The organism is Pseudofrankia inefficax, assembly GCF_000166135.1.
Lineage (GTDB): Bacteria > Actinomycetota > Actinomycetes > Frankiales > Frankiaceae > Pseudofrankia > Pseudofrankia inefficax.
In genome coordinates, this window is the sequence record NC_014666.1 from 2792632 (window position 1) to 2816608 (window position 23977).

The following is a 23977-nucleotide window of genomic DNA, read 5'->3' on the forward strand; positions in this document are numbered from 1 at the left end:
GGCCTGTCGGCCGACCGTCACTCCGACGCCGTGGAATCCGCCGATTTTGGCGGGTTGTCCGTCCGTCTGTCCCAGATGCTGGACCCGTCTGGACAGGAGGACCACACCATGGCGAACGCCGAGCTGCCACACACGGTCGTCGGGCTCGACATCTGCGGTTTCAGCACCCACACGACCCCGGGCCAGGGCCGGCTGGTCGATGACCTGAACGCGTTGTTCGGGGAGGCCTGCGCCACGGTCGGCGTGAGTGGTCTGCTCCGCGACAGCGGCGATGGCGGATTCTGGCTGTTTTCTGCTGACGTGCCGCGCAGCCGGCTCGTCGCGCGATTGCCCCGTGAGCTTTCCATCGGTTTGAACGGGCGCAATCGAGTCGCGCGCCCTGAATACCATCTTCGGGTTCGGATGGCCATTCATCACGGAGTGGTCTGGCATCATGGGACCACTGTCATCAGCCACGCCATCAATCAGACGCGTCGCATCGTCGATGGCAAGGTCGGTCGTCAGCTGCTGAACGCGGCGCCGGACGCCGATCTCGTCCTGCTGCTGTCCGACGACATGTTTGCCGGAACCGTCGCTGACGAACTGTCCGGTGGCCTGATGCCCGCCGACTTCACCCCGGTCCGGCTGGGCCCCGGCGAGAAGGGCGCGGGAACGCTCGCCTGGGCCTGCCTGTGGGCCAACGGCAGTCACACCGCGCCCGGCGTCGTCTCAGTGGCCGCCCAGCCGGGCGTTTCGCGCGGCGCCGAGGAAGTCGACGGGCCATCGGAGGATGGCGACGCGACGGACGACGGCCCGGCCGGTGGTGGACCGGCCGGTGGTCGCCCGACTGGTCATGGCCCGGCCGGCGGCGGGGCTGCCGGCGGGATACACGCCGACAACAACCACGGAGTCCTGGCGATAGGCCAGAACAGCACGGCGATCGGCACCAACTCCGGCAACGTGAACATCTCGGGCCGTTGAGATGCCCGCTGGCGACGAAGCAGACGACGCCATGCCCTTCGACGAGCCCGTGCCGCGGGTGGTGCCGAGGCCCCCCGTCGATGCGCGTCCAGAAGTGGGTCCCGCGGCTTCTCGACGCGCCCCCGAGCCGCCCGAGTCGTATCCAGAGTCCGATCGGCCCGTTCTCGAGCGGCCTGACTCGAACTCGGCGCGAGATCAGCGAGCCCGCGACCGGCCCGAGCCGGATTCGTTGCCAGGACCGGAATCCCAGGAGCGGCTCGGGCCGTCCCCTGGGCCGGATCCCGGCGCCCAGGAACGGCCCGAGGCTCGACCGGCCGAGCCGAGAGCGCCACGACAGGAGCAAACCCGCGGGCCGGCCGAGCAGGTGTCCTCCCCGGACGCCCGCTCCCTCGGCCGTCGGCGTGACCATGCCGCCCGCGGCTGGCGCAGCCTCAACGGCGTTCCGGCCCAGCCGGGCCCCCGCTCGGCGACGGGCAACACCGGCACGCTGGGCATGGGCGATGACCAGGTGGTGGTCGGCCACAACTACGGCGTCATCAACATCGGTGGCGGTGACCGTATCGGTCCGCGCGCCCGAATCCTGGACGTCGCGACCATCACCGCGCTGGCGGAGAGTTTCGTCGAGGTACAGACAGCGGGCCAGCAGAACGTGGCCTCGTCGGTGCGCACGACGAGTCTGTCGCTGCTGGCCGAGCGGCTGCGGACGTCCTCGGTCGCCGTCCTCGCGGGCCCGCCTGGGTCGGGCCGCACCGCGCTGGCGATCCGCGGCCTCGCCGAGACGTTGCCGGAGCACCAGCTCGCGCTGTTCGATCCCGAGGTCGACGCGGCGATTCTGACCGAAGCGGACATGGCACCCGGCGTGTGTTACGTCGTGTCCGCGCACCAGACTGCCCAGCGGAGGAGGCTCCCCGACGTCGTCGGGGAGCTGGCCGGGCTCGCGCGCGGCAAGGGCACGCACCTCGTCCTGATCGTGAACAGCCCTTCTCAGTGGGTGGACGTGCTCGTGGAGCACGTCATGCCCGATCCGGTGCAGGCCCTGCGGGAACTGCTGGTCCGGCGGCACGGAGTAACCGGCCGCGACGCCGACGCCGCGGTGGCCAAGAAGGAAGTCGCGGACGCGGTGCGCGCTGTGCCGATGGTCAGGGTGGCGGAGGTCGCGGCGCTTGTCGCCGCCGCGCTGCGGCAGGACCGCACGAAGCCGGACGCCTTCCTTGACCCCAGCACGCGCGCGGCGGTGCTTCGCAAGTTCACGGACCCGTTCGGCGAGGTCCCGTTCGACGGGGACGAGCCCACGGAGGCGAACCGGGTCTTCCGCCGCGCGTTCCTGGTGGCCTTCGCGGTCTGCAACGACATGACCATCGACGCGATCACCAGCGCTGGGGTCCGGCTGGCCGAGATTCTCTTCGAGGGCTCTGACGAGGAGAAGAAGCCGGGTCAGCCGTTCGACGAGCCGACCGAGACCTTGTTGAAGTTCGTCGGAGCGCCACCTCCGCCGCCGGACGAGAAGGCGCTGCCAGACCCTGGATCGGGCGCCGACCTCGCGGAGAACAGGGTCTCGCTCAGCAACCCGGCGCTGGCCCGCGTCACCTTGGAGGTCGTCTGGCGCGAGCATCATCTCGCCCGCAAAGGCCTTCAGCGGTGGCTCGATGAGTTGGCCATACCCGCCGAGGGCCGACGGTGGTCGGACGAGGTCCAGCTGCGAGCGGCGCTCGCGGTCGGCTATCTGGCGAGTCTCGACTTCGAGCTGATGTTCAACGCGCAGATCGACACCTGGATCAGGGCTGGCGAGCTTGGCCGGGCCGCGGCGGCCTCGGCGGTGGAGGCGATGCTGGAGAATCCGAAATCCGCCGAGCGGACCTGGGGCCGGATTCAGGATTGGGCCGGCCGTGGGCCTGCCTGGCGGACGACGGAGCTGCTCGTCTACGCGACCGGGCCCGGCTCGCGCCGTACCGGGACCGCGCTGCGCGCCGTGCGGCGGGAGGCCGCGATCTCGAAGCGGGCCCCCGCCCTGGTGCCGCGCGTGGTGCACGCTGTCGCCGCGAGCCAGGCGACGGTCCAGGTCTTCGACCTTCTCACCGACTGGTTGCAGCAGATCGACGACGACCGAACCCGAGCACAGGCACTGCGCCAGCGGGGCCAGTCCCGGATAGTTCTCTCGCCGGTGGTGGACCTGGCGCCACGATGCCTCCTCCTGCTCGTCGACGACAGACGGGCCGACGGCGGGACGAGGGCTCCGCTCCTGGCTCACGTCCGCGACGACACCACCCGTTGGCGGCGGTTCGAGCTGCTCTGGCAGCTGGTCCTCCGCGTGCCGGGCACCCGCGCCCGTGGCTGGCGCGTGCTGCGGGACTGGCTGGAGGAGGCGGACGGCGACGCCGAGCAGGCACGCATTGTTGGCAACCTTCTCTACAGCCTTTACCGAAGCCCCATAGGCCCGGTCGTGGTGCGTTATCTCGATGTGTGGGTCGGCACGTGGTCACGGGCCGCCGAGTTTCCCGTCAGCATCAGCATTGTTCATTCTGCTCGCTATGGAGGAGAGAGATAGATGTCGGACTCAGGTGCGGGCAGGACTGGCTGGGTTCGACGGCTCTTCCAGCGTCCTAAGGTTGGCCCGCCGCAGGAATGGGTGCCGGCGGCGACGACATTCCGTACGCCGTCCAAAGGGGACGCCTACGACTTCAGCGTTCGCGTGCGGTGTTCATGGCGGGATGGCAACCGGAAGATCAACGCCGTCCGGCGCGGGGCTGGCGGGCACGACGACCTTGTCCGGGAGCAGATCGCGGTCACCGTCCGCTGCGTGCTGCGGAACTTCCCGCCGCACCAGGCCGCGGAGGCGGAAAGTGCGGTCAACAGGGAGCTCGCCAGGCTCGCGGAGGCATTCTTGCCCGGGACGACGCTACGCTGGTCGGCTCGGGCCCAGGTCGGACTCGACGACGCGGTCCGCGAGATTCAACAGAAGGCCTGGGCTGGAATTCTCGAGCAGGCCGCGGCAGATGAGCGTCGCGGGGCTGCGCAACTCGCCGCGCATGACCTGACGATGAAGGCGCATGACCAGGACATGCGCGAGTGGGACGGTCGGACGGAGCGCACGAAGAGGTACATCAAGGGCTTTGACGAGTCGGTGCGCGACTGGTTCCGAGTGCTTAGCGCCCTTGGAGTCACGGATCTGCTGCGTGAGGACAATGCTCGCGACCGGCTCCGGGATGTGCCGCCGCCCTTCCTGGTTCCGGCGCTCGCGCGCCTCGCGGTAGAACCCACCGACGCGGACAAGGTGATCAAGGACCTGGCGGCTCGGCGGGACGCGAAGGACAGGGAGCTCTTCCGGACGGTCTCCACGGCCATCCAGAACGTCGAGAGCATTGATGTGAACCTGCTCGACTTCGAGGACGCGCAGAACTCGGCGCTGGTTCGCCTGATGCAGTGGGCGGGTCTGCGGGTGCCGGGCTCGGCCCGGCTGACGGAGGATGTCTCGTGATGTCGGAACCTCGACGCCGGCATTCCTCGTCGCGAGCCGTCGCCACGGCTCTCGTCGGAAGGCGGTTCGGCGGTCTTGTTCTCGTCGGTGTCCTCGGGCTGACGGCGCTCTCGGCCTGCGGCGGCGCCGCAGGCGGTGGTGCGGCTGGAGCTGGTGCGGCTGGCGCTGGGGCGGCCGACGCGGCTGGCGGTGGCACGTCGGTGGCGACCGCCTGCGCCGGCCGTAACACGGCGACTGCGTCGGGCGCGGTGAAGGGCGCGACCGTGCTGCTCCTGGACCGCACGGTGTCGGCCAGGGGCCCCGGCGCACTGGACGCGGCAGCGGCGATGGTGCCGGAGGTGAGGGCCGCGGTGGACCGAGGCGACGTGGTGTCCGTGGCCGGGTTCGACGGGTCGTCGGCGACCCTGTCGTGGCGCACCGTGGCGACTGCCTTCGACGGCGACGCCACGCAGGCCAGCTACGACAGGGCCAGGTCGCGGGCCTGCCTGAACGCGGCGGTCAGGAGCGCCTGGCAGGGTGCGCCGCAGGCGGTCGGGACGGACGTGCTCGGCGCGATGTACCAGGCGGCGCTGCTGCTGCACCAGGCGCCGGCCGGGCGACGTCACCTCGTGGTGGCGACGGACGGTCTGGTGAATGTCGGGTGCGCGAGCGTCCTGGACGCGTCGTTCCAGGGGAGTCCGGCACCGACGGTGCAAGCCTGCGCCCAGACGCGAGAATTGCCAGACCTGTCAGGAACTACTGTGATCCTGAACGGTGTCGGGCATCCAGCCAGTAGCCAGCCGCAGCCGTCGTCAAGCGGCCAGCTGGTCTGGCTGACGACGTTGTGGCAGCAACTGTGCGCCGCGGCGCGGGCGGCGCAGTGCAGCGTTCTCAGCAATGTGACCGCCTCCGAAACAGCGATCCCGGCTGAGAACGGCGCGGCCGACGAGCCTGTCGACTTCCCCGCCCAACCGCGGCCCCGCCCGGCGGGCACCGGCGTCTTCACCGTCTCCCTGCCTGACCAGGTGCTGTTCGCCCGCGACTCGAACGATCTCTCGCCGGACGCGGATCTGACCCTGACGGCCGTGGTCAGCGAGGTCCGAGGCCTGCGCGGCAGCGTGGTCAACGTGATCGGACATACCGACACGACGGGCACCGACGCCTACAACCGGTTGCTCTCCAAATCCCGGGCGGACGCCGTCGCCGATGCGCTGGTCGCGCGGGGCCTGCCCGTGGCGAGCCGGACCGGCGCCGGTTCCAGCATCCCCGGTCCGGGCTGCGGACCGGAGCACCGTCCCGACGGTACGGACGACGAGAGAGCGATGCGCTGTGACCGGCGGGTCGAACTCGTGATCGCGGTCCCGCCCGAGGGGAACTGACCATGACGACCGAGCAGTTCTCCCTGGAGCCGAGGCCCTACCCCCTGTGCATGGCGGGCGCCACCTGCTCGGCGCCGGGCGGCCGGCCGTGCCGCGCGCTGTGTGACTTCCTCGCCGACAAGATCAGGGATACTCCCGCCGCGACCGCGTCCCTGCTCGCGCTGAACGAGAGCGCCGAGATCGTCGGGAGGGCCCGGCCGGGCCTGGAAGGCGGCCTCGCCGAGCTCTCCCGTGCGGAGACCGAGACCACGCGTGGCCTTGAACGTCTTGCGACCTTCGTGGCCCGGAGGCGGATCGCCGCCGCGGTCGCCGCCGACCGGCGGGTCGCCGAGCGGTACGCCTCCGACGGGCCGTACGACCGGCGCCGCAGGCCCTGGTGGCACTCCTGGCTGCCAGTTCTCGCCGTCGTGGTCGCCGGAGTGTTCGACGCCTGGTTCTTCGGCAAACTGTTCGGCTACCTCGGCAACACCAAACCGCACGGCCTGTGGTCGCATCTGCAGTACTGGATCGGCTACCTGCCCGCGGTCGTCCTGGCTGTGGCGCTCTACGTCACCGGGCAGGAGCTGGCCAGGCCGGTGGCGATCTGGTCCCGGCGGCGCGCATGGTCGGGGAAGCAGTCGCCGAGGCCCGTCTGGCGGGTCGTGGTCCCGTTCGCCGTCCTCCTGCTGTCGGTCGTCGGCGTGGTCGCGTGGGTGCGCGCCAGCCTCCTGATCGGCGTGCAGCAGGTCGACCAGAGCGACACCGGCGTCCCCGCCGGCCCAGTGATTCCCGACTGGACGATCATCGTTCTGCTCGTGACGGTGAGCCTGAGCGCCATCTTCATCAAGATCTCGTGCGCCAACCCCGACGCTGACAGTGCGCGGGATGCGAGCCGCCACCTGGCCGCGACCGAGAAGGAGTACGACGAGCTACTGTCGGCCGCGCGCACGGCCCTCACCAGGCAGGTCATTGCCTGGGAGAAGCTGCGAGGTGATCTCTGGTGGACCCACAGCGCGGTCAACGACCTGTGGGCCCGCGCCAGAGCCGTCTTCGCAGACCTTCCGGCGCCGCCGGTGGCACGCGGGGCACGACCGGTCCTCCCCGACGAGGAACAGGTCGACGGGCTTCTGGCCACGATTCCGGGCGTCCCGCCCGCATTCGGGATCATGCTGCACGTGGAGCACGCCCACGGGGCGCATTCGCCCGCGCCGGCGATGAGACGTCTGGAAGAGCTGATCGCCCAGGCGAACCAGCAGTGGTCGCCAGAGCCGGAGCCGGGCGAGCCGCCGGGCCCGTACCGAGGTCCCCACGATGAGGCCAGGGAGCCGCCTGACGAGCCCTGGGGGCCGCCCGAAGAACCGGAGGAGCCGCTCGGCGACTGGCGGTGACCTCGGGCCGCCGGCCGACAGGCGCCTTCGCCGCTCGGGGGGGTCCTGGGCCGCCGCGACTGCGGCGGCCCAGGACCGGAGCGTTCGGGCCGGACGAGGCCCCCCCGGGTTCTACCGGACAGTCGCGACGCCCGGCGGGGCGAAGCGGGCGCCGGTGACCGGGTCGCTGATCCCGGTGCGGTCCAGGTACGGCGTGATGCCGCCCAGGTGGAACGGCCAGCCGGCACCGAGGATCATGCAGAGGTCCACGTCGGCGGCCTCGGCGACGACCCCCTCGTCGAGCAGCAGCCGGATCTCCCGGGCGAGCGCCGCCAGCGCGTTCTCCCGTACCTCGGCGCTGCTCGGGGCGACCCCGGACCCGGCGCCGGCACCGTCGCCGGTGCCCGCGCGGGCGAGCGCGGCGGCCTCCTCGTCGACGACCGGGGTGCCGTCGGGGCCGGTGGTGTAGATGCTGGTCTTGCCGGCGGAGACCACCCGGGCGAGCCCGGCGGGGGAGCGGAACCGGTCCGGCCAGGCCTCGTGCAGCGTCTCGGCGACGTGCAGCGCGACCGCGGGGCCGACCAGGGCGAGCAGCGTCAGCGGCGACATCGGCAGGCCGAGCGAGTCCAGCGCGGCGTCCGCCTCGGCGACCGGGGTGCCCGCCTCGATCGCGCCGAGGACCTCGCCGAGGAAGCGGGTGAGCAGCCGGTTCACGACGAACGCCGGGGCGTCCTTCACCAGCACGGCGTTCTTGCCGAGCTTTTTGGCGACCGCCAGTGTCGTGGCGACGGAGGCGTCGTCCGTGCGCGCGGCCCGGACCACCTCGACCAGCGGCAGCACGGCCACCGGGTTGAAGAAGTGCAGCCCGGCGACCCGTTCCGGGTGGGCCAGGCCGGACGCCATCTCGGTCACCGACAGCGCGGAGGTGTTCGTCAGCAGCAGGGCGTCCGGGCGCACCACCGCCTCCAGCTCGGCGAGCACCGTCTGCTTGACCTTCAGGTCCTCGAAGACCGCCTCGATCACGAGGTCGGCGTCGGCGAACGCATCCTTGGTCAGCGAGCCGGTGACCAGCGCCTTGAGGCGGTTGGCCTTGTCGTGCGAGACCCGGCCGCGCAGCAGCAGGTTGTCGATCTCGCCGTGGACGTAGGTGACGCCCTTGTCCAGCCGGGCCTTGTCGAGGTCGGTGAGCACCACCGGTACCTCCAGGCGCTGGGCGAACAGCAGCGCGAGCTGGCCGGCCATCAGGCCCGCGCCGACGACGCCGACCTTCGTCACCGGCCGGGCCAGCTTCGAGTCGGGCCCGCCGACGGGCTTGCGGGCCCGCTTCTGGGTCAGGTCGAAGGCGTAGAGGCTGGCGGCGAGCTCGTCGGTGACCGACAGGTCGGCCAGCGCCGCCGTCTCGGCGGCGTAGCCCGCGTCGCGGTCGGCCGTCTCGGCCAGCGCCATCAGGTCGAGCGCCAGATACGCCGCCGGCGCGGCGCCGTGCAGCTTCGCGTCGGCGAGCGCCCGGCCCCGGGCCAGCGCGTCCGCCCAGGCCGCGCCGCGCTCGACCGCGGGCCGACTGGTCGCCGGGTCCAGCTCACCGCGCAGCACCCGGCCGACCCAGCCGAGCGCCTCCTCCAGGAAGTCGGCCGGCTCCAGCAGGATGTCGGCGAGGCCCAGCTTCGCGGCCTGCGGTCCCTTCAGGGTCCGGTTGGTGTTCAGCGGGTTCTCGACCGCGATCCGGACCGCCTTCTCGGCGCCGACCAGGTTCGGGAGCAGCTGCGTGCCGCCCCAGCCCGGTACCAGCCCGAGGAACACCTCCGGCAGCGCCAACACGGGGATGCCGGCGGAGAACGCCCGGTAGTCGCAGTGCAGCGCCAGCTCCAGGCCACCGCCCAGCGCCGCGCCGTTGACCAGCGCGAACGTCGGCACCTTCCGGCCATTCAGCCGGCCCTCGCCGACCCGGCGCAGCGCCTGGTGGCCGAGCTCGCCAAGCGCCTCGATCGCCGGTCGGATCGCGTCCGGGTCCGTGATCGAGGAGCGGAACGACAGGTCGGCGCCGACGCAGAAGATGAACGGCTTGCCGGTCACCGCGACAGCGGCGACCGCCGGGGTGTGCGCCTCGATCTCGTCGACCGCGGCCAGCAGCTCGCGCAGCCCGGCGGGGCCGAAGGTGTTCGGCCGGGTGTGGTCGTGCCCGTTGTCCAGGGTGATCAGGGCAACCGGGCCGTCGACTCCGGGAAGCTGTGCGTAGCGGACGTAGGCGTGCGTGACGACCTCGTCCGGGAAGTCCAGCGCGACGTTCGCGCCCATGCGGTGGCTCCTCTACGTGGTCAGGCCGTCAGACGGAGGAAGCGGTTCTACGCGCCATGGTGCGGGTTCTCCCAGATCGTGGTGGCGCCCATGCCGAAGCCGACGCACATCGCGGTCATGCCGTAGCGGACCTCGGGGTGCTCCTCGAACTCCCGGGCGAGCTGGGTCATCAGCCGCACCCCGGAGCTGGCCAGCGGGTGGCCCAGCGCGATCGCGCCGCCGAAGGGGTTGACCCGCGGATCGTCGTCGTCGATGCCGAAGTGGTCGAGGAACGCGAGCACCTGCACGGCGAACGCCTCGTTCAGCTCGAACAGGCCGATGTCGTCGATGGTCAGGCCGGTGCGGGCGAGCGCCTTCTCGGTCGACGGGATCGGGCCGACGCCCATCACCTCCGGCGCCACCCCCGCGAACCCGAAGCCGACCAGCGACATCTTCTTGGTCAGGCCCAGCTCGTCGGCGACCTCGCCGGCCGCCAGGATGCAGCCGGTGGCGCCGTCGTTGATCCCGGCGGAGTTGCCGGCGGTGACCTTGCCGTGCGGGCGGAACGGCGTCTTCAGCCCGGCCAGGCCCTCGACGGTCGTGCCGGGCCGCGGCGGCTCGTCGACCGTCACGTACTCCCAGCCGGACTCGGCGTGCCGGGCGGCGACGGGGACGAGGTCGGGCTGGATCCTGCCGTCCGCGTAGGCCTTGGCCACCTTCTCCTGGGAACGGACGGCGTAGGCGTCGGCGCGCGCCTTGGTGATGGCCGGGTAGCGGTCGTGCACGTTCTCGGCGGTCATGCCCATGACCAGCGCGGACGGGTCGACGAGCTTCTCGGAGACGAACCGGGGGTTCGGGTCGACGCCCTCGCCCATCGGATGGCGGCCCATGTGCTCGACGCCGCCGGCGATGGCGACGTCGTAGGCGCCGATGCCGATCGCGGACGCGGTCGTGGTGACGGCGGTGACCGCGCCGGCGCACATCCGGTCGATCGCGTAGCCGGGCACCGACTCGGGCAGCCCGGACAGGATGCCGGCGACCCGGCCGATGGTCAGGCCCTGGTCACCGATCTGGGTGGTGGCGGCGATGGCGACGTCGTCGACCCGGTCCGGCGGCAGCGACGGATTACGTCGCAGCAGATCTCGGATGACCCGGACGACCAGGTCATCGGCCCGGGTCTCGGCGTACACGCCCTTGGCCTTGCCGAACGGGGTGCGCACGCCGTCGACGAAAACGACGTCACGGACGGCACCGCGGGATGCCTTGAACACAGGGTCCTCCCCGGCGAGGAACGGCTGGTCGGCGCGCTACCGCGGCGACCGGGCCCAGGTGCGGCCCGGACCACCGGTCGGCGGCCACACCGCCAGCCTACGACAGAGTTACCGATGAGTAGGTAACGTCCGCTACGCCGTTTCCATGCCGGGTTCGCATCGGTGCCCGGCCGCGGCGTGGCCGGGCACCGGCGGGCGGGGTCAGGTCGACAGCAGGCAGTAGTTCTTGCCGTCCTTGCCGACCTGGTAGTCGAGGTTCTGGGTTCGTCCGCCCCTGGTCAGAGCCACCGCCACCACCCGGCTGGTGTGGCCGTTGACGGAGCTGATCCAGTAACCGGTGGTTCGGTACTTCGTGAGCGGTCCCTCGGACGCGTCCCGCTGCTTCATGACGGTGACGAAGGCCTCGGAGCTGCCCTGGCCGCGCAGCGACCCGCAGAGCCGGCCATAGGCCTGCTGATAACGGCCGGCGCGCACGTCACCCAGGTAGCCACTGACGACGGTCTTCGGCCCGGAGGCGGAGTGGACGAGCGCGGCGATCCCGGCCCCGCAGCCACCGAGCACCAGCACGACCCCGAGCACCACCGGCAGCACCCAGCGCCGCCGCTTCCTCGGCGCCGGCGCGCCCGGCGCGGCTCCCGGATAGGCGCCGTAGCCGGGCTGAGCTGTCCCGGACGCGCCTGGGTATCCGGGGGCACCCGGGTATCCAGGGGCGGCGTAGCCGGGCGCGGCGTAGCCGGGCGCGGCATAGCCCGGGCTCGCGAAGCCGCCAGGGGCCGCTGAGCCCGGGTAGCCGTAACCGGGCTGGCCGGCGTATCCCGGCTGGACGGGTGCGCCGGGCCACGGCGTCCCGCCGCCTTGTCCCGGCGACGCCGGCTGTCCGTACTCGCTCATGTCGTCCTCCGACGGCTCACTGCGCTGACCCCCGAGCCAGGACAGCGCGCTGTCGGCGTGGTCAGACGGCGCGGCCGGTGCCGCGTCTGCTGGGCAGGTGATCGTGACCGCCGCGACCAGCAGGCGCGGGGTGGACGCGATCCATGCCGGCCATTGTGGGGGAGGAAACGGGCGTCTGTGACCGTGGTCGTCAGACCGCTGACTGTCGCTCGACGGACCAGGATGTCACCCGCCCGACCGAGCGGTCAGCCGTCCGACGAGGCCTGGCCCGCCTGCGTGATCGTGCGGCTGGCCCACCTCAGGCGTCGGTGAGCTCGCGGGGGACGGCGACCACGTCGACGAGGGCGCCGTTGCGCCAGACGGTGATCTCCAGCCGGCGCCCGATCGCGTGCTCGACCATGAGGCGCTGCACGGCTGTGCTGGTGTCGATCCGCTGGCCGTCCACCGTCAGCACGATGTCGCCGCGGCGCAGGCCGGCGCTCTCCGCGGGGCTGCCCTCGACGACCTGGGCGACCCGCAGGCCGGTCCGGCGCCCGACCTTCGTGGCCAGCGGCGGCGGCAGCGGCGACTGGCCGCCGGCGATCCCCAGCCACGCGCGCCGGACCCGGCCGTGCCGCAGCAGCGTGGCGATCAGCTCGCGAGTCGTCTCGTTGATCGGGACCGCGAGCCCCAGCCCGACGCCCGCGACCGCGGTGTTCACCCCGACCATCCGGCCGCGGCTGTCCGCGAGCACCCCGCCGCTGTTGCCCGGGTTGAGCGCGGCGTCGGTCTGGATCACCTCGTCGACGACGCGGCCGGCCTTCGTCGGCAGCGAGCGGCCCAGCGCCGACACGATGCCGGCTGTGACGCTGCCCGCCAGGCCCAGCGGGTTGCCCAGCGCCACGACCAGCTGCCCGACGCGCAGCCGGCTCGCGTCGCCCAGCGGGACCGCCGGTGGTACCTCGCCCCGCGCCCGCAGCACGGCCAGGTCGGAGAGCGGGTCGCGGCCGATCACGTCCGCGGTGACCTCCGCGCCGTCGGCGAAGGTCGCCTCGGCCACCTGGGCGCCTTCCACGACGTGCGCGCTGGTCAGCAGGATGCCGTCGGGCGCCAGGACGCTCGCGCTGCCCGCGCCCGTACCGCGCCGGCCGCGCACCCGCAGGCTGGCGACGCTCGGCAGCACCGTGCGGGCCACGTGCACCACCGCGGCGGAGTAGGCGTCGAGGGGCTCCGACGGGTCGTCGTCGTGCGGGTCGTCGTCCGGGCGATCGTCATGGGTGCCGTCGGATGGCTGTGGCCGGGCCTCGTCACTCATGCCGCCAGCAACCGACGATGACCACGGAACGTGCCCGGGTTCGCCGACGGCGGACATCCGGTGACGGGTGGGACAAAGACGGGCAGCGCGGCGTCAGGGAGCGTCGACCGCTGGACGGCTCTCCTCGGGTGCGACCGGTTCAGGCTCCGCGCCGCCGGAACCGGAGGCCAGGGCCGGCGCGGCGGGCGGCGGTTCGGGCAGGGCGCCGGCGATCGCGGCCGCGGTGAGGCCGACCTGCCAGTCGCGGGCACCCCCGGTGCGCAGCGCGTCGGCGACGGTCGCCTCGGTCGGATCGCCGGGCGGCGACCAGGCGACCCGACGGGTGAGTGCCGGCTCGACCAGGTTCTCGACCGGCATGTGATGCCTGGTGGCGATCGCGTTGACGCTCGCCCGGACCCGGGCCAGCCTCGCGGCCGCGATCGGGTCGCGCTCGGCCCAGCGGTTCGGCGGCGGCAGGCCGTCGCCGCCGGTGGACGCGGTCGCCGGTGGGAGCTCGGCCTCCGGCAGCGCCGCAGCCTCCGCCAGCGCGCCCATCCACACGCTCGCGCTGCGGCGCAGCCTCGGCCCGGAGAACACCGGCAGCTTGACCAGCTCGGTAGCGTCAGCCGGCGCGTTCAGCACGGCGTCGATGATCGCGCTGTCCGGCAGCACCCGGCCGGGCGCGATGTCTCGGGTTCGCGCGATCTTGTCCCGGGCGCTCCACATCGCGCGGACAGCGGCCAGCTGCCGGCGGCTGCGGGCGCGGTGGATACCGCTGGTCCGCCGCCAGGGCTCGGCCCGCGGCTCACGCGGCGGGGCGGCGACGATCGCCGCGAACTCCTGATGAGCGAAGTCGAGCTTGCCCGTCTCCGCGAGCTCGACGGCCAGCGCGTCGCGCAGCTCGACCAGCAGCTCGACGTCGAGCGCCGCGTACCGCAGCCAGGGCTCGGGCAGGGGCCGGGTCGACCAGTCGGCCGCCGAGTGCCCCTTCTCCAGGCCGAAGCCGAGCACGCGCTCGACCATCATCCCGAGGCCGACCCGCTCGTAGCCGAGCAGCCGGCCGGCGAGCTCGGTGTCGAACAGGGTGGTCGGGCGCAGTCCCAGCTCGGCGAGGCAGGGCAGATCCTGGCTCGCGGCGTGCAGCACCCACTCGACGCCGCCGACCTTGTCCTGGATGACGCTCAGGTCGGGCAGCGCGACGGGGTCGATGAGCGCCGTCCCGGAGCCGCGCCGACGGACCTGCACCAGGTATGCGCGCTGGCTGTACCGGTACCCGGACGCCCGCTCGGCATCGAAGGCGACCGGCCCGTCGCCCGCGGCGAGCCGCTCGGCGACGTCGGCGAGCGCCCGGGCGTCGGTGATGACGGGTGGGGTGCCCTCGACCGGTTCCAGGAGAGGGGTGACGGCGGGCGACACCGGCTCTGCCGCGTCGGTCACGTCTGGTCTGCCACCCCCGCTGAACTGCTGTGTTGAGTTCGGAACCGTCGACGTCACGATCGGCGATGGTACGTGTGAAAGCCGCTGTTGGCAGGTCGCTCGGCGGATCAATCGTACCGTTTATACGCTTCGTAGCGAGGCTACCGGGCTGAGTGACCGACGTCCGGCCCATATGTGCGCGGCTCGCGCTGTTCGCCGCGCGGGTCCCCGCGCTTCCCCGCCGACCCGCTGGCCTGGAACGGCGGGGGAGTGCGCCCTGCGTGCGAGTTGGGCCAGGGTGTCGGGCTAGCCAGCGTCGGGCTAGCCAGCGTCGGGCTAGCCAGCGTCGGGCTAGCCAGCGTCGGGCTAGCCAGCGTCGGGCTAGAAGCGGCGACCTGGCAGCGGCACGACGCCGGCCAGTCGTGGCGGGAGGCCGGCCATGGCCGCGAGCAGGTCGGCGAAGGCGTGCAGGTGCGCCGTCGTGTCCCCGGCCGTCCACGGCCTGCCCCGGTCGTCGCCGCCGGGCCGCCGGGCCGGGGCCGCGGTCTCGGACCAGTCGGGCGACCAGGAGCAGCGGACCTCCACGTCGAAGCTGTCCCCGTCGGGCGCCAGCACGCCGAACCGCCGGGAGGTCGTCGTGGTGACCGTGCCTCCCAGTGCCCGCACGCCCGCGCCATGCGCCGCCAGGGCCTCGACCAGCCACGACCACGCCACCTCGGGCAGCATCGGGTCGGCGGCGACCTCCGGCTCGACGGCGGCCCGCGCGTAGCAGACCAGCCGCGCGCTGCCCTCCCAGGCGGCGTGACCCGCCTCGTCGAACAGCAGCACGAACCGGCCGGAGGCGATGTCGTCCTCGTCCCCGGTGAGGCTGGCGGCCAGCGCGAAGGCCTGCGGCGCCACCCGGGACGGCGCGGTGGTCTCCCGGACCGTCACCTCCGGGCGGACGCTGGTGAGCCCGTGGCGCAGCGCGGCCGTGGCGGTACCGAACACGACCGGACCGGCCAGCGCCGGGACGGCGTCGGCCAGCGCGGCGCTGGCTTCGGTGGCCGCCCCGGAGTCGGGTGACAGCGGGGCGCCCATGGCGGCCACGTTAGGACGTGGCCGCAGATCACGCTGACCGGACGCCGGAGCGTGCGGCTTCGACCCCGCTGGGTACGTCCGGTGGCCGCCGGCCCGATGTGCCCCGCCGGATCCCGGGTGGAACGGCTCCGGCACCGGATGCAGGCTCACGCCAGGGACCGAGGGGTACGCCCGGAGCCGACTCTGCGCCGCGCCTCCGACTGGGCCGGGGCCGACCCGGCCTGCGTCGACCCGGCCTGCGTCGACTGAACCGGCAGGTCGAGGTCGGCGACCGCCGGGCGGACCACCCGCTGGCCGGGCCGGTCCTGGCTGGCCACCCGGGCAGGCTCGGGCTGGGTGAGGGGGCCGAGCAGGACGGCGGCGCCGCACTCCACGCAGGCCCGTTCGGGGCAGTCGGCGCCGTGCCCGTCGAGGCACTCCGGTTGCTCGAACGGCCGCTCGTCCGCGCACTTGGGGCAGAACATGCGAACGAGCTGATCAAGCTCGCCTCCGGGGAGCATGACCGCACCTCCTCGACATCGGGGGCTGGGACAGGTCCCCGGACAGTGCGTACGGCTCCCGCGAAGCCGCCCGAGCCTCGTACAAGCGAGGCCAGCTCGGACAACGCATGCCCTCTGGGCCCTTTCGGACGGCACAGACGGTGCCACGGCGATGGCCCATCTCCACGCATTCCCCCCGGCGTGTCGGCCGGCGCTTCGCGTGTCCCGGCGGTCGCGAGGACCACGCCGAAGCGGGACGGTCCTGGCGAGGAGTAATTTCTACGGTACGTAGAAATAGATGCCGTGGTTCGGTGCCCCGGACCAGTCGCCTGCCCGCCCCACTCCGGACGGGAAGCGGTTCGGCGCTTGACGGCGGCGCGTGTCACGATCGGAGCATGGGCGTGAGCCGAACCTCCAGGATCGCCGACCTCCCGGATCGGCTTCACCGGTCTGGCGAGGACGGTGTCGTCGATCCAGCAGCGCCGCGCCAGGCGGCCGAGCCCGTCCATGGCGGCGCCGACGCGACCGTGGGCCCCGGCCCGCGCCGGCCGGGGCTGGCCGAGCGCGCGCCGCTGCTGCGGGCCGCCCGCCGCGAGCCGACCGACGTCGCGCCCGTGTGGTTCATGCGGCAGGCCGGCCGGGCGCTGCCGGAGTACCGGGCGCTGCGCGCCGGCGTCCCGATGCTGGAGTCCTGTCAGGACGCCGCGCTGGTCACCGAGATCACCCTGCAGCCGGTCCGCCGGTTCGGCACCGATGCGGCGATCTTCTACTCGGACATCGTCGTGCCGCTGGTCGCGATCGGCATGGGCGTGGACATCGTCGCCGGGGTCGGCCCGGTGGTCGCCGAGCCGATCAAGGACGCCGCCGGGCTTGCGGCGCTGCGGTCGGTCGAGCCCGACGACGTCCCGTACGTCCACGACGCGGTCCGGCTGCTGCTCGCCGAGCTCGGCGACACGCCGCTGATCGGCTTCGCCGGCGCGCCGTTCACGCTGGCCAGCTACCTCGTGGAGGGTGGCCCGAGCAAGACCCATGCCAAGACCAAGCGGCTGATGTACACCGCGCCGGACCTCTGGCACAGCCTGCTCGACCGGCTCGCCGATGTCACGATCGGTTTCCTCCGTGTCCAGGTCGACGCCGGTATCGACGCTCTGCAGTTGTTCGACTCCTGGGCCGGGGCTCTCGACGAGGGCGACTATCGCCGCTATGTGGCGCCGCACTCCGCCAAGGTGCTGGCCGCGTTCGAGGATGCCGGGGTGCCGCGCATCCACTTCGGCGTCAACACCGGCGAGCTGCTCACCGCGATGGGCGAGGTCGGCGCGGACGTCGTCGGCGTCGACTGGCGGCTCGGGCTGGACGAGGCCGCCCGCCGGGTCGGGCCGGGCCGCGCCCTGCAGGGCAACCTGGACCCGACCGCCGTGTTCGCCCCGCCGGACGTGCTGGCCGAGAAGGTCCGCGACGTGCTGCTGCGCGGGTCGAAGGCCGAGGGCCACATCTTCAACCTCGGCCACGGCGTGATTCCCGAGACGGATCCGGGCGTGCTCGCCCACATCGTGGATCTGGTCCATGGCGCCTGAAGCCGGGGCGCCTGAATCCGGCGCGCATGGCCGCTAGGCCGAGCGCGACAAGGCCGGCCCCCACCGGGCCGGCGCGAAGGGGCGACGCGGCGTGCGAGTGGTGATCGTCGGTGGCGGCATCGCGGGCCTCGCCGCGGCGCACGCGCTGGCTGGCAAGGCAGAGGTAACCGTGCTGGAGGCCGCCGACCGGGTCGGCGGCAAGCTGCGCACCACCCCGATCGAGGGGCTCGCGGTCGAGGAGGGCGCCGAGTCGTTCCTCGCCCGCGTTCCGGAGGGCCAGCGGCTGGCCCGCCAGGTCGGCCTCGGGCACGACCTCGTGCACCCGGCCACGACCTCGGCCGCGTTGTGGATCCACGGGCGGCTGCGGCCGATCCCGCCGAACACGCTGCTCGGCGTGCCGACCGACGCGCTCGGGCTGATCCGCTCCCGGGTGCTGTCCCCGTTCGGCCTGCTGCGGGCGGCCGCCGACATGGTGCTGCCGCGCGCCGCGCTCCCCGAGGACCCCACCGTCGGCGACTTCGTCGGCGCCCGGGTCGGCCGGCAGATCGTCGACCGGCTGGTGGACCCGCTGCTCGGCGGCGTCTACGCCGGCCGGGCCGACGCCCTGTCGCTGCGGGCCACCGTCCCGCAGCTTGTCCCGATCCTGGCCGAGGACCGCTCGCTGCTGCTCGGCGCCCACCGGGTGCGGGCGCGTACCGCCCCGGTCGCCTCCACCCCGCCGGCCCCGGTGTTCGCCACCGTGCGCGGCGGTCTGGGGGGCTTCGCGGCCCGGGTCTCCGAGGCCAGCGGCGCCGCCGTGCGGACCGGGGTGCTCGTGCGCCGGATCGCCCGGGTTGAGGGCGGCTGGCGGGTCGACTTCGACGAGAAGGGCGCCGCCGGCGCGCCGGGCGACATCGTCACCGGGCCCCGCGGCAGCGGATCGCTGGACGCCGACGCGGTGATCCTCGCCGTGCCGGCCGGCGCCGCCCGGGACCTGCTCACCCCGATCGCCCCGCACGCCGCCGCGCCGCTGGCCGGCGTGCCGTACGCGTCGATCGGCCTGGTCACGCTGATCTACCGGGACGTCGACCTGCCCGCGGGCAGCAGCGGCTTCCTGGTGCCGCCCCGTGAGCGGGTCACCATCAAGGCCGCGACCTACCTGACGTCGAAATGGCCGCACGTGTCCTCGGGCGGCCCGCTGCGGGTGGTGCGCGCCAGCGTCGGGCGGGCCGGCGCCGACGAGGACCTGCGCCGTTCCGACACCGAGCTGACCGGCGTGGTCGCCGCCGAGATCGCGCACATCAGCGGGATCACCGCCCGCCCGGTCGCCAGCCGGGTCAGCCGCTGGGGCGGCGGCCTGCCGCAGTACCTGCCCGGCCACCTGGAGCGGGTCGCCTCGGTGCGCCGCGCGCTGCCGCCCGGCCTCGCACTGGCCGGCGCCGGCTACGACGGCGTCGGCATCCCGGCCTGCATCCGCTCGGGCGAGGCGGCCGCCGCCGCCGTGCTCAGCGCGACCGACGCGGTCGGCGCCGCCGGCCCGGTCTGACCCGCCGGGTCGGGAGCCCACTCCGATCGCGACCAACGGCACCCGTGACCCGCCCGTCGAGCGAGGAAGAATAGACGTATGTCCGAGTCCCAGCCCGCCGCCGAACGCGCCGCCGGCGACCGCCCAGCCGATGAACGCCAAGCCGCCGAGCGGTCCGCCCGTGACCTGAACGCGGAGATGCTCTACACGAGCTGGTCGGTGTTCGCTGCCCGCCGGCCGCTGCCCGCCGACCGTTCCGCCGTCGCGGCCGAGGTCGAAGCCCTGCTCGACGGCGCCCTCGCGAAGGACGTCTACACCCGCGGCATCTACGAGATCTCCGGCTACCGCGCCGACGCCGACGTGATGGTCTGGTGGACGAGCCCCGACCCGGACCTGCTGCAGGAGACCTACCAGCGCTTCCGGCAGACCACCCTGGGCGCCCACCTGGACCCGGTCTGGTCGGCCGTCGGCCTGCACCGGCCCGCGGAGTTCAACCGCAGCCACATCCCGGCCTACGTCCGGCGGGAGGACCCGCGCGGGTACGTCTGCGTCTACCCGTTCAACCGCTCGCTGGAGTGGTACCTGCTGCCCGACTACGAGCGGCGCGGCATGCTGGCCGAGCACGGGATCATGGGCCGCGAGTACGAGGACGTCCGGGCGAACACGGTCTCCGCGTTCGGCCTCGGCGACTACGAGTGGCTGCTGGCCTTCGAGGCCGACGAGCTGCACCGGATCGTCGACTGCATCCGCCACCTGCGCTCCAGCGCCGCCCGCCGCCACACCCGCCTGGAGACCCCGTTCTACACCGGCGCCCGCAAGCCCATAGCCGACATCGTCGCCGCCCTGCCCTAACCCCGGCTTGGCCTGGCCACGAGCGGCTCTTCCGCCGGTGGCGCCGACTTGCCTGCGCGGACGCCGATCAGCGGGCCGGGTGGGCAGGCTGCCACACCATGATCGAAAACTGCGCAGAGATAAAGCGGACAAATCGGGGCACCAGGCGCCGCTTTGCCTGCGCAGTCAGTGATCAGGGCATCTCGATGCCGCCTTGATCACTGACTGCGCAGGGGGACTGGACGGTGGCTGTGTCCGGCTTCGGTCAAAAACCACCGGAAGGCGCAACCGGCGATCAGCATCGCTGCGAACCGCCGACCGGCGGAAGCGCCGACTCCCCGAGGGCGCCAGCCGGCGGAAGCACCAACCGCCCAACCCAGCCAAGATCCCGACGCCGGTTCACGCCCGCCCGGTCTTCGCGCGGAACCACGAATCACATTGGGAGGGCGCTCAGCGCCCGACAGGCGACGCGGCCGAAGGGCGCTCCGCGCCCGGTTCCGGCCGCGTGCCGCGCCCGGTTCCGGCCGCGTGCCGGGTGCGGTCGGCGTCCGCGCAGGCGCCCCCACCCGTCGGGCGGGCGCCGACCGGCCCGCGGCCCGGGGGTCTCCCCCTGGGCTTTGGCGGACAGTAGCAGTTTGGTGGCGTCGTGTAACTCATTGATGAGAGAGCGACACGGCATGTGTTTGTTCGGGTGGGGCGCGGCGGTGGGGCCCGTGGGGTGAGATCGGCGGAATCGTGCTCGTGGTTCCAGCGGTTGTGCGGTGGTAGCGGGGGTTTGTCCGGAAGGTCTGGCGCGCCTGGCTGGTCGGGACTGTCGCGTGGGGGCGCTGGTCGGGCAATAGCCAGGTGCGGGTAAGTTTGCGCGCGTGGTCGTGGGTGCGGCCATCCCGCAGGGGAACCGGCACGGCCTCGGTCGCGCCGGGAGCGGGGAGCGCGGTCCGCGACGGCGCGTGCCGCTGGGACTGCCCGTTTCGGGCGTGTTCCGCGCGAGGCACCGGGCGCGCGGGGGAGCGGGTGGCGTATCCACCGCGGAGGGGACCTTGCTGACGCTGCAGGTACGCGGCCGGCTCGGGGACGGCGCGCTGTGACCGCGACGGTGCCCGGTCGCGAGGCTCCAGGGCGAGCCGCGTCGCGTCGGGCCCGGGAGACGCCGGAACGGCCGCCGGGCCGCACGATCGCCGTCGAGAACGATCTCTACCGGGCCCAGCTGCGCTGGGAGCGCCGCTACGTCAGGGTTCTGATCGCCTTCGACGCCGCGGCCTGCGTGGTCGCGGCCGGAGTGGCCTACGTGATCAGGTTCGGCCCGTTCGGGACCCGGCACTTCGACACGGCCAGGGACACCTCGGAGTGGTACCTGCTCGCGCTGGTGCTGCTGCCGCTGGTCTGGGTCGTCTCGATGGCGCTGAACCGGGCCTACGAGCCGCGGTTCCTCGGTGGCGGGTCCGAGGAGTTCCGCCGGGTCGTCAACGCGGCGGTCCGAGTGGTGGCCACCGTCGCCACCGTGTCCTACGCGACCAAGGCCGAGGTCGCCCGCGCCTACGTGCTCATCGTCTTCCCGGTCGCGATCCTGCTGTCGATGGTCGGCCGGATCGGTGGCCGGGGCATCCTGCACCGGCTGCGCCGGCAGGGCCGCTGCATGCACCGGGTGCTGGTCGTCGGCGCGGGCGAGTCGGCCGCGACCCTGGTCCGGCTCGCCCAGCGTGACCCGACCGCCGGCTGGTCGGTGGTCGGCGTCGTGCTGGACCGCCTGCCCGGCCGGCACAGCCACGACCGGCCGGAGCGCAGCGGCTTCGACCTGCTCGGCGTGCCGATCGTCGGCACCTCGGAGAGCCTGCACACCTCGATCCGGGCGACCCGCGCCACCACCGTCGCGATCTCCCCGCAGATGGACGGCGAGACGCTGCAACGGGTGCTGTGGAACCTGGAGGGCTCGGACGTCGACGTGCTGGTCTCGTCGGCGCTGACCGACGTCGTCGGGCCGCGGATCTCGATCCGCCCGGTCGCCGGCCTGCCGCTGCTGCACATCCGGGAGCCGGAACTGTCCGGCTCCCGGCGGGTCATGAAGATCCTGTTCGACCGTGCGGTCGCGCTCACCGTCGTCGTACTGTTCTCGCCCCTGCTGATCGCGCTGGCCGTCGCGGTCCGGCTCACCAGCCGAGGCCCGGCGATCTTCAAGCAGGTCCGGGTCGGCCGCGGTGGCGAGACGTTCAAGATGTACAAGTTCCGCTCGATGTACGTCGACGCCGAGGCCCGCCTCGCCGGCCTGCAGACCAGCAACGAGGGCCAGGGCCTGCTGTTCAAGATGCGCGACGACCCACGCGTCACCCGGGTCGGGAAGTTCCTGCGCAAGTGGTCGCTCGACGAGGTGCCCCAGCTGTTCAACGTGCTCAACGGCTCGATGTCGCTGGTCGGCCCGCGCCCGCCGCTGCCCCGTGAGGTCGCCCAGTACGAGGACGACGTGCACCGCCGGCTGATGGTCAAGCCCGGCCTGACCGGCCTGTGGCAGATCAGCGGGCGCTCGGACCTCAACTGGGACGAGTCGGTCCGCCTCGACCTGCGCTACGTCGAGAACTGGACCCTGGCCATGGACTTCGTCATCCTCTGGCGCACCGTCTTCGCCGTCCTGCGCCGCGAGGGCGCCTACTAGCCCACCTGGGCGGCGGCTGCCTCGTAGCGTCGCGTTGGTGATCGTGTCGCGCCGATGGCGGTGACCAGCCTCTGGTCGATCAGGTTCGTGAGCGCCGCCTTGACCCGGGCGCTGGTGAGCCCGGTCATGCTCTCGATCTCCCGGCGGGAAAGCGGCCGCCCGGCCGAACGCATGGACTCAAGGACGAACCAGTCTCGCTCGGCCGGAACCGTGGTGCGGGAGATCGAAGATGTGGCCGCGCCCGTGACGGTCGCGTTGCCTCGGGCGGCCGCCGCGAGGTCGGCGCGCCGTGGCGGAGGCCCGCTGAGGGTCACCTCGAACCAGGAGATGTGGTCGGCGAACAGAGGATCAGGCAGGCCGGCCGCCGACATCGCCCGGACTATGGTGCGAATGCCGGACGCGCGGTTCTCGCAGACCGTTCTGCCTTCGCCCGGCACCTCGACGTCCTCCAGGAGCTTGAGCAGAAGGGCATTGCGCGCCGACGACAGACCGGGCTCGCCGAGAGAGCTCATGCGGACGGCGCCGAAGAGGCCCCCGGGGTTGCGCACCGTTATCCGGTCCGGATAGACCTCGACCTGGACCTGGGTGCCCAGTGAGTACTGGCCGAGGTCACGGTGGACGACCGCGTTCACGACCGCCTCCCGCAGCGCTTCCAGCGGGTACTCGTACACCGTTGACGCGCCGCCGCCCGGCGCGATGACCGTACCGCGGCGGATGGACCGGGCCAGCTGCACGAGGGTCTCGCGAACCTGGAGCGGAACCGGGCCGTCGAACGCCCGGTTCTCGAGAAAACGCAAGCCGGTCCCGATCTCGGCGCCGTCGACGGTCGGGTACTCGACGAACGTGACCTCGACCTGCGGGAAGAAGTGCTGTGGGAACCGGCCGAAGCAGAGCAGCCCGGCGAGTGACGGCACCGGACCGGAATCGCCGGGAACCAGGACCCGAGTGGCCAGCAGAAGCTCACGATCGTCGAGGTCTCGGAAGGCGTACGGACGCTGCAAACGCAGCCGCTGCAGGTACGGCCCGACGATCTCCGGCATCAGGTCGTCCGGTGTGGCGTCCTGGACTGGGATGGTGTCGTCAACCGGCTGCCCGCGGGCCGCGACCAGAGCGTGGACCTCGGCTGGACCGAGTCGGTAGTCACCATCGCCCACCCGGACGTAGGAGCCGTTCGCCATGCCTGCGCCGCGGTAGTAGCAGGGCTTGGAGCTCCGATCCAGTTCGGCGATCTCCGCTACGACGAGCTGGACTCCCTCGAACTCCATGATTTCGATCAGTGGCGCCAGCGGCGGCGCCATCTGGTCGCGCGCGAGATCGGCCAAGGAGTCTCGGACCTTCTTCGGGTCGGTCACGCCGGTCGACGCGAAACCCTGACTCTCGTCAAGCCCCAGCAGGATCACGCCGCCGCCCGGTGAGTTGGCAAACGCGCACAGCGTCTCCCGTGTCGACTTCGGCAGCTCACGATTGGCGCGCTTGGCCTCCACCCGAGCGAGATCGGTCCGCGAGCCGCGCAACGTGCGGACGAGCTCGGCGAGTTCGGCGGTCAACATAGCGAGAGCTTAGCTCTACTTAGCGAAGCTTGGCGAATTTCTGCAAGC

General features: G+C 72.7%; 17 protein-coding genes. 9 read left to right on the forward strand and 8 right to left on the reverse strand.

Going from position 1 to position 23977, the window contains the following annotated elements:
* Positions 1-108: 108 nt before the first annotated feature.
* From FRAEUI1C_RS11330 to FRAEUI1C_RS11350, 5 genes are all read left to right on the forward strand, one after another.
* Positions 109-960 carry a nucleotidyl cyclase domain-containing protein gene (locus FRAEUI1C_RS11330; protein WP_013423436.1) on the forward strand — a complete coding sequence of 284 codons (852 nt, stop codon included), beginning with the start codon at positions 109-111 and terminating at the stop codon, positions 958-960.
* Between the two features lie 364 nt (positions 961-1324).
* The gene (locus tag FRAEUI1C_RS11335; protein ID WP_013423437.1) at positions 1325-3505 is read left to right on the forward strand and encodes a hypothetical protein; all 2181 of its coding nucleotides are present in this window, start codon (positions 1325-1327) and stop codon (positions 3503-3505) included.
* Positions 3506-3586: 81 nt separating this feature from the next.
* Positions 3587-4435 (forward strand): hypothetical protein, encoded by an 849-nt coding sequence (locus FRAEUI1C_RS11340; protein ID WP_041259199.1) that lies wholly within the window; start codon positions 3587-3589, stop codon positions 4433-4435.
* A gap of 200 nt (positions 4436-4635) precedes the next feature.
* Positions 4636-5793, forward strand: coding sequence for an OmpA family protein (locus tag FRAEUI1C_RS36155; protein ID WP_049806879.1), 1158 nt, complete (start codon positions 4636-4638; stop codon positions 5791-5793).
* A 2-nt stretch (positions 5794-5795) separates the two neighbouring features.
* Positions 5796-7160, forward strand: a complete 1365-nt coding sequence (locus FRAEUI1C_RS11350; protein ID WP_013423440.1) for a hypothetical protein — start codon at positions 5796-5798, stop codon at positions 7158-7160.
* A gap of 111 nt (positions 7161-7271) precedes the next feature.
* Here FRAEUI1C_RS11350 and FRAEUI1C_RS11355 read toward each other — a convergent pair whose 3' ends face one another.
* From FRAEUI1C_RS11355 to FRAEUI1C_RS11385, 7 genes are all read right to left on the reverse strand, one after another.
* Complete coding sequence (locus tag FRAEUI1C_RS11355; protein WP_013423441.1) at positions 7272-9434, reverse strand: 3-hydroxyacyl-CoA dehydrogenase NAD-binding domain-containing protein; 2163 nt, start codon at positions 9432-9434, stop codon at positions 7272-7274.
* Between the two features lie 47 nt (positions 9435-9481).
* Positions 9482-10684 carry a thiolase family protein gene (locus tag FRAEUI1C_RS11360; RefSeq protein ID WP_013423442.1) on the reverse strand — a complete coding sequence of 401 codons (1203 nt, stop codon included), beginning with the start codon at positions 10682-10684 and terminating at the stop codon, positions 9482-9484.
* 201 nt (positions 10685-10885) lie between these two features.
* Positions 10886-11575, reverse strand: coding sequence for a hypothetical protein (locus FRAEUI1C_RS11365; RefSeq protein WP_013423443.1), 690 nt, complete (start codon positions 11573-11575; stop codon positions 10886-10888).
* A 298-nt stretch (positions 11576-11873) separates the two neighbouring features.
* Complete coding sequence (locus FRAEUI1C_RS11370) at positions 11874-12869, reverse strand: S1C family serine protease (RefSeq protein ID WP_013423444.1); 996 nt, start codon at positions 12867-12869, stop codon at positions 11874-11876.
* 93 nt (positions 12870-12962) lie between these two features.
* Positions 12963-14342 carry an HRDC domain-containing protein gene (locus FRAEUI1C_RS11375; RefSeq protein WP_049806880.1) on the reverse strand — a complete coding sequence of 460 codons (1380 nt, stop codon included), beginning with the start codon at positions 14340-14342 and terminating at the stop codon, positions 12963-12965.
* Between the two features lie 303 nt (positions 14343-14645).
* Entirely contained in the window at positions 14646-15344 is a 699-nt protein-coding gene (locus FRAEUI1C_RS11380) for a DUF3000 domain-containing protein (RefSeq protein WP_157734905.1), read from the reverse strand.
* Positions 15345-15490: 146 nt separating this feature from the next.
* The gene (locus FRAEUI1C_RS11385) at positions 15491-15844 is read right to left on the reverse strand and encodes a hypothetical protein (RefSeq protein ID WP_013423447.1); all 354 of its coding nucleotides are present in this window, start codon (positions 15842-15844) and stop codon (positions 15491-15493) included.
* Positions 15845-16224: 380 nt separating this feature from the next.
* Here FRAEUI1C_RS11385 and hemE point away from each other — a divergent pair, with 380 nt between their 5' ends.
* The 4 genes from hemE to FRAEUI1C_RS11405 all read left to right on the forward strand — a co-directional run bounded on the left by hemE (position 16225) and on the right by FRAEUI1C_RS11405 (position 22379).
* Entirely contained in the window at positions 16225-17397 is a 1173-nt protein-coding gene (gene hemE / locus FRAEUI1C_RS11390) for a uroporphyrinogen decarboxylase (protein WP_013423448.1), read from the forward strand.
* Between the two features lie 91 nt (positions 17398-17488).
* Complete coding sequence (gene hemG / locus FRAEUI1C_RS11395; RefSeq protein WP_013423449.1) at positions 17489-18922, forward strand: protoporphyrinogen oxidase; 1434 nt, start codon at positions 17489-17491, stop codon at positions 18920-18922.
* A 177-nt stretch (positions 18923-19099) separates the two neighbouring features.
* Positions 19100-19753 (forward strand): hydrogen peroxide-dependent heme synthase, encoded by a 654-nt coding sequence (hemQ, locus tag FRAEUI1C_RS11400; protein WP_157735381.1) that lies wholly within the window; start codon positions 19100-19102, stop codon positions 19751-19753.
* 1063 nt (positions 19754-20816) lie between these two features.
* Positions 20817-22379 (forward strand): sugar transferase, encoded by a 1563-nt coding sequence (locus FRAEUI1C_RS11405; protein ID WP_013423451.1) that lies wholly within the window; start codon positions 20817-20819, stop codon positions 22377-22379.
* Here FRAEUI1C_RS11405 and FRAEUI1C_RS11410 read toward each other — a convergent pair.
* On the reverse strand, positions 22376-23929 hold the full coding sequence (locus tag FRAEUI1C_RS11410; RefSeq protein WP_013423452.1) for an ATP-binding protein: 1554 nt from the start codon (positions 23927-23929) through the stop codon (positions 22376-22378). The two genes, FRAEUI1C_RS11405 and FRAEUI1C_RS11410, sit on opposite strands and share 4 nt — an antisense overlap.
* Between the last annotated feature and the right edge of the window lie 48 nt (positions 23930-23977).

Bases quoted from the DNA above. Each gene is read 5' to 3' on its own strand.
- FRAEUI1C_RS11380 (WP_157734905.1), bottom strand. From the start codon at position 15,344: ATGGGCGCCCCGCTGTCACCCGACTCCGGGGCGGCCACCGAAGCCAGC.
- FRAEUI1C_RS11330 (WP_013423436.1), top strand. From the start codon at position 109: ATGGCGAACGCCGAGCTGCCACACACGGTCGTCGGGCTCGACATCTGC.
- FRAEUI1C_RS11355 (WP_013423441.1), bottom strand. From the start codon at position 9,434: ATGGGCGCGAACGTCGCGCTGGACTTCCCGGACGAGGTCGTCACGCAC.
- FRAEUI1C_RS11370 (WP_013423444.1), bottom strand. From the start codon at position 12,869: ATGAGTGACGAGGCCCGGCCACAGCCATCCGACGGCACCCATGACGAT.
- FRAEUI1C_RS11365 (WP_013423443.1), bottom strand. From the start codon at position 11,575: ATGAGCGAGTACGGACAGCCGGCGTCGCCGGGACAAGGCGGCGGGACG.
- hemQ (WP_157735381.1), top strand. From the start codon at position 19,100: ATGCTCTACACGAGCTGGTCGGTGTTCGCTGCCCGCCGGCCGCTGCCC.
- FRAEUI1C_RS11350 (WP_013423440.1), top strand. From the start codon at position 5,796: ATGACGACCGAGCAGTTCTCCCTGGAGCCGAGGCCCTACCCCCTGTGC.
- FRAEUI1C_RS11385 (WP_013423447.1), bottom strand. From the start codon at position 15,844: ATGCTCCCCGGAGGCGAGCTTGATCAGCTCGTTCGCATGTTCTGCCCC.
- FRAEUI1C_RS11410 (WP_013423452.1), bottom strand. From the start codon at position 23,929: ATGTTGACCGCCGAACTCGCCGAGCTCGTCCGCACGTTGCGCGGCTCG.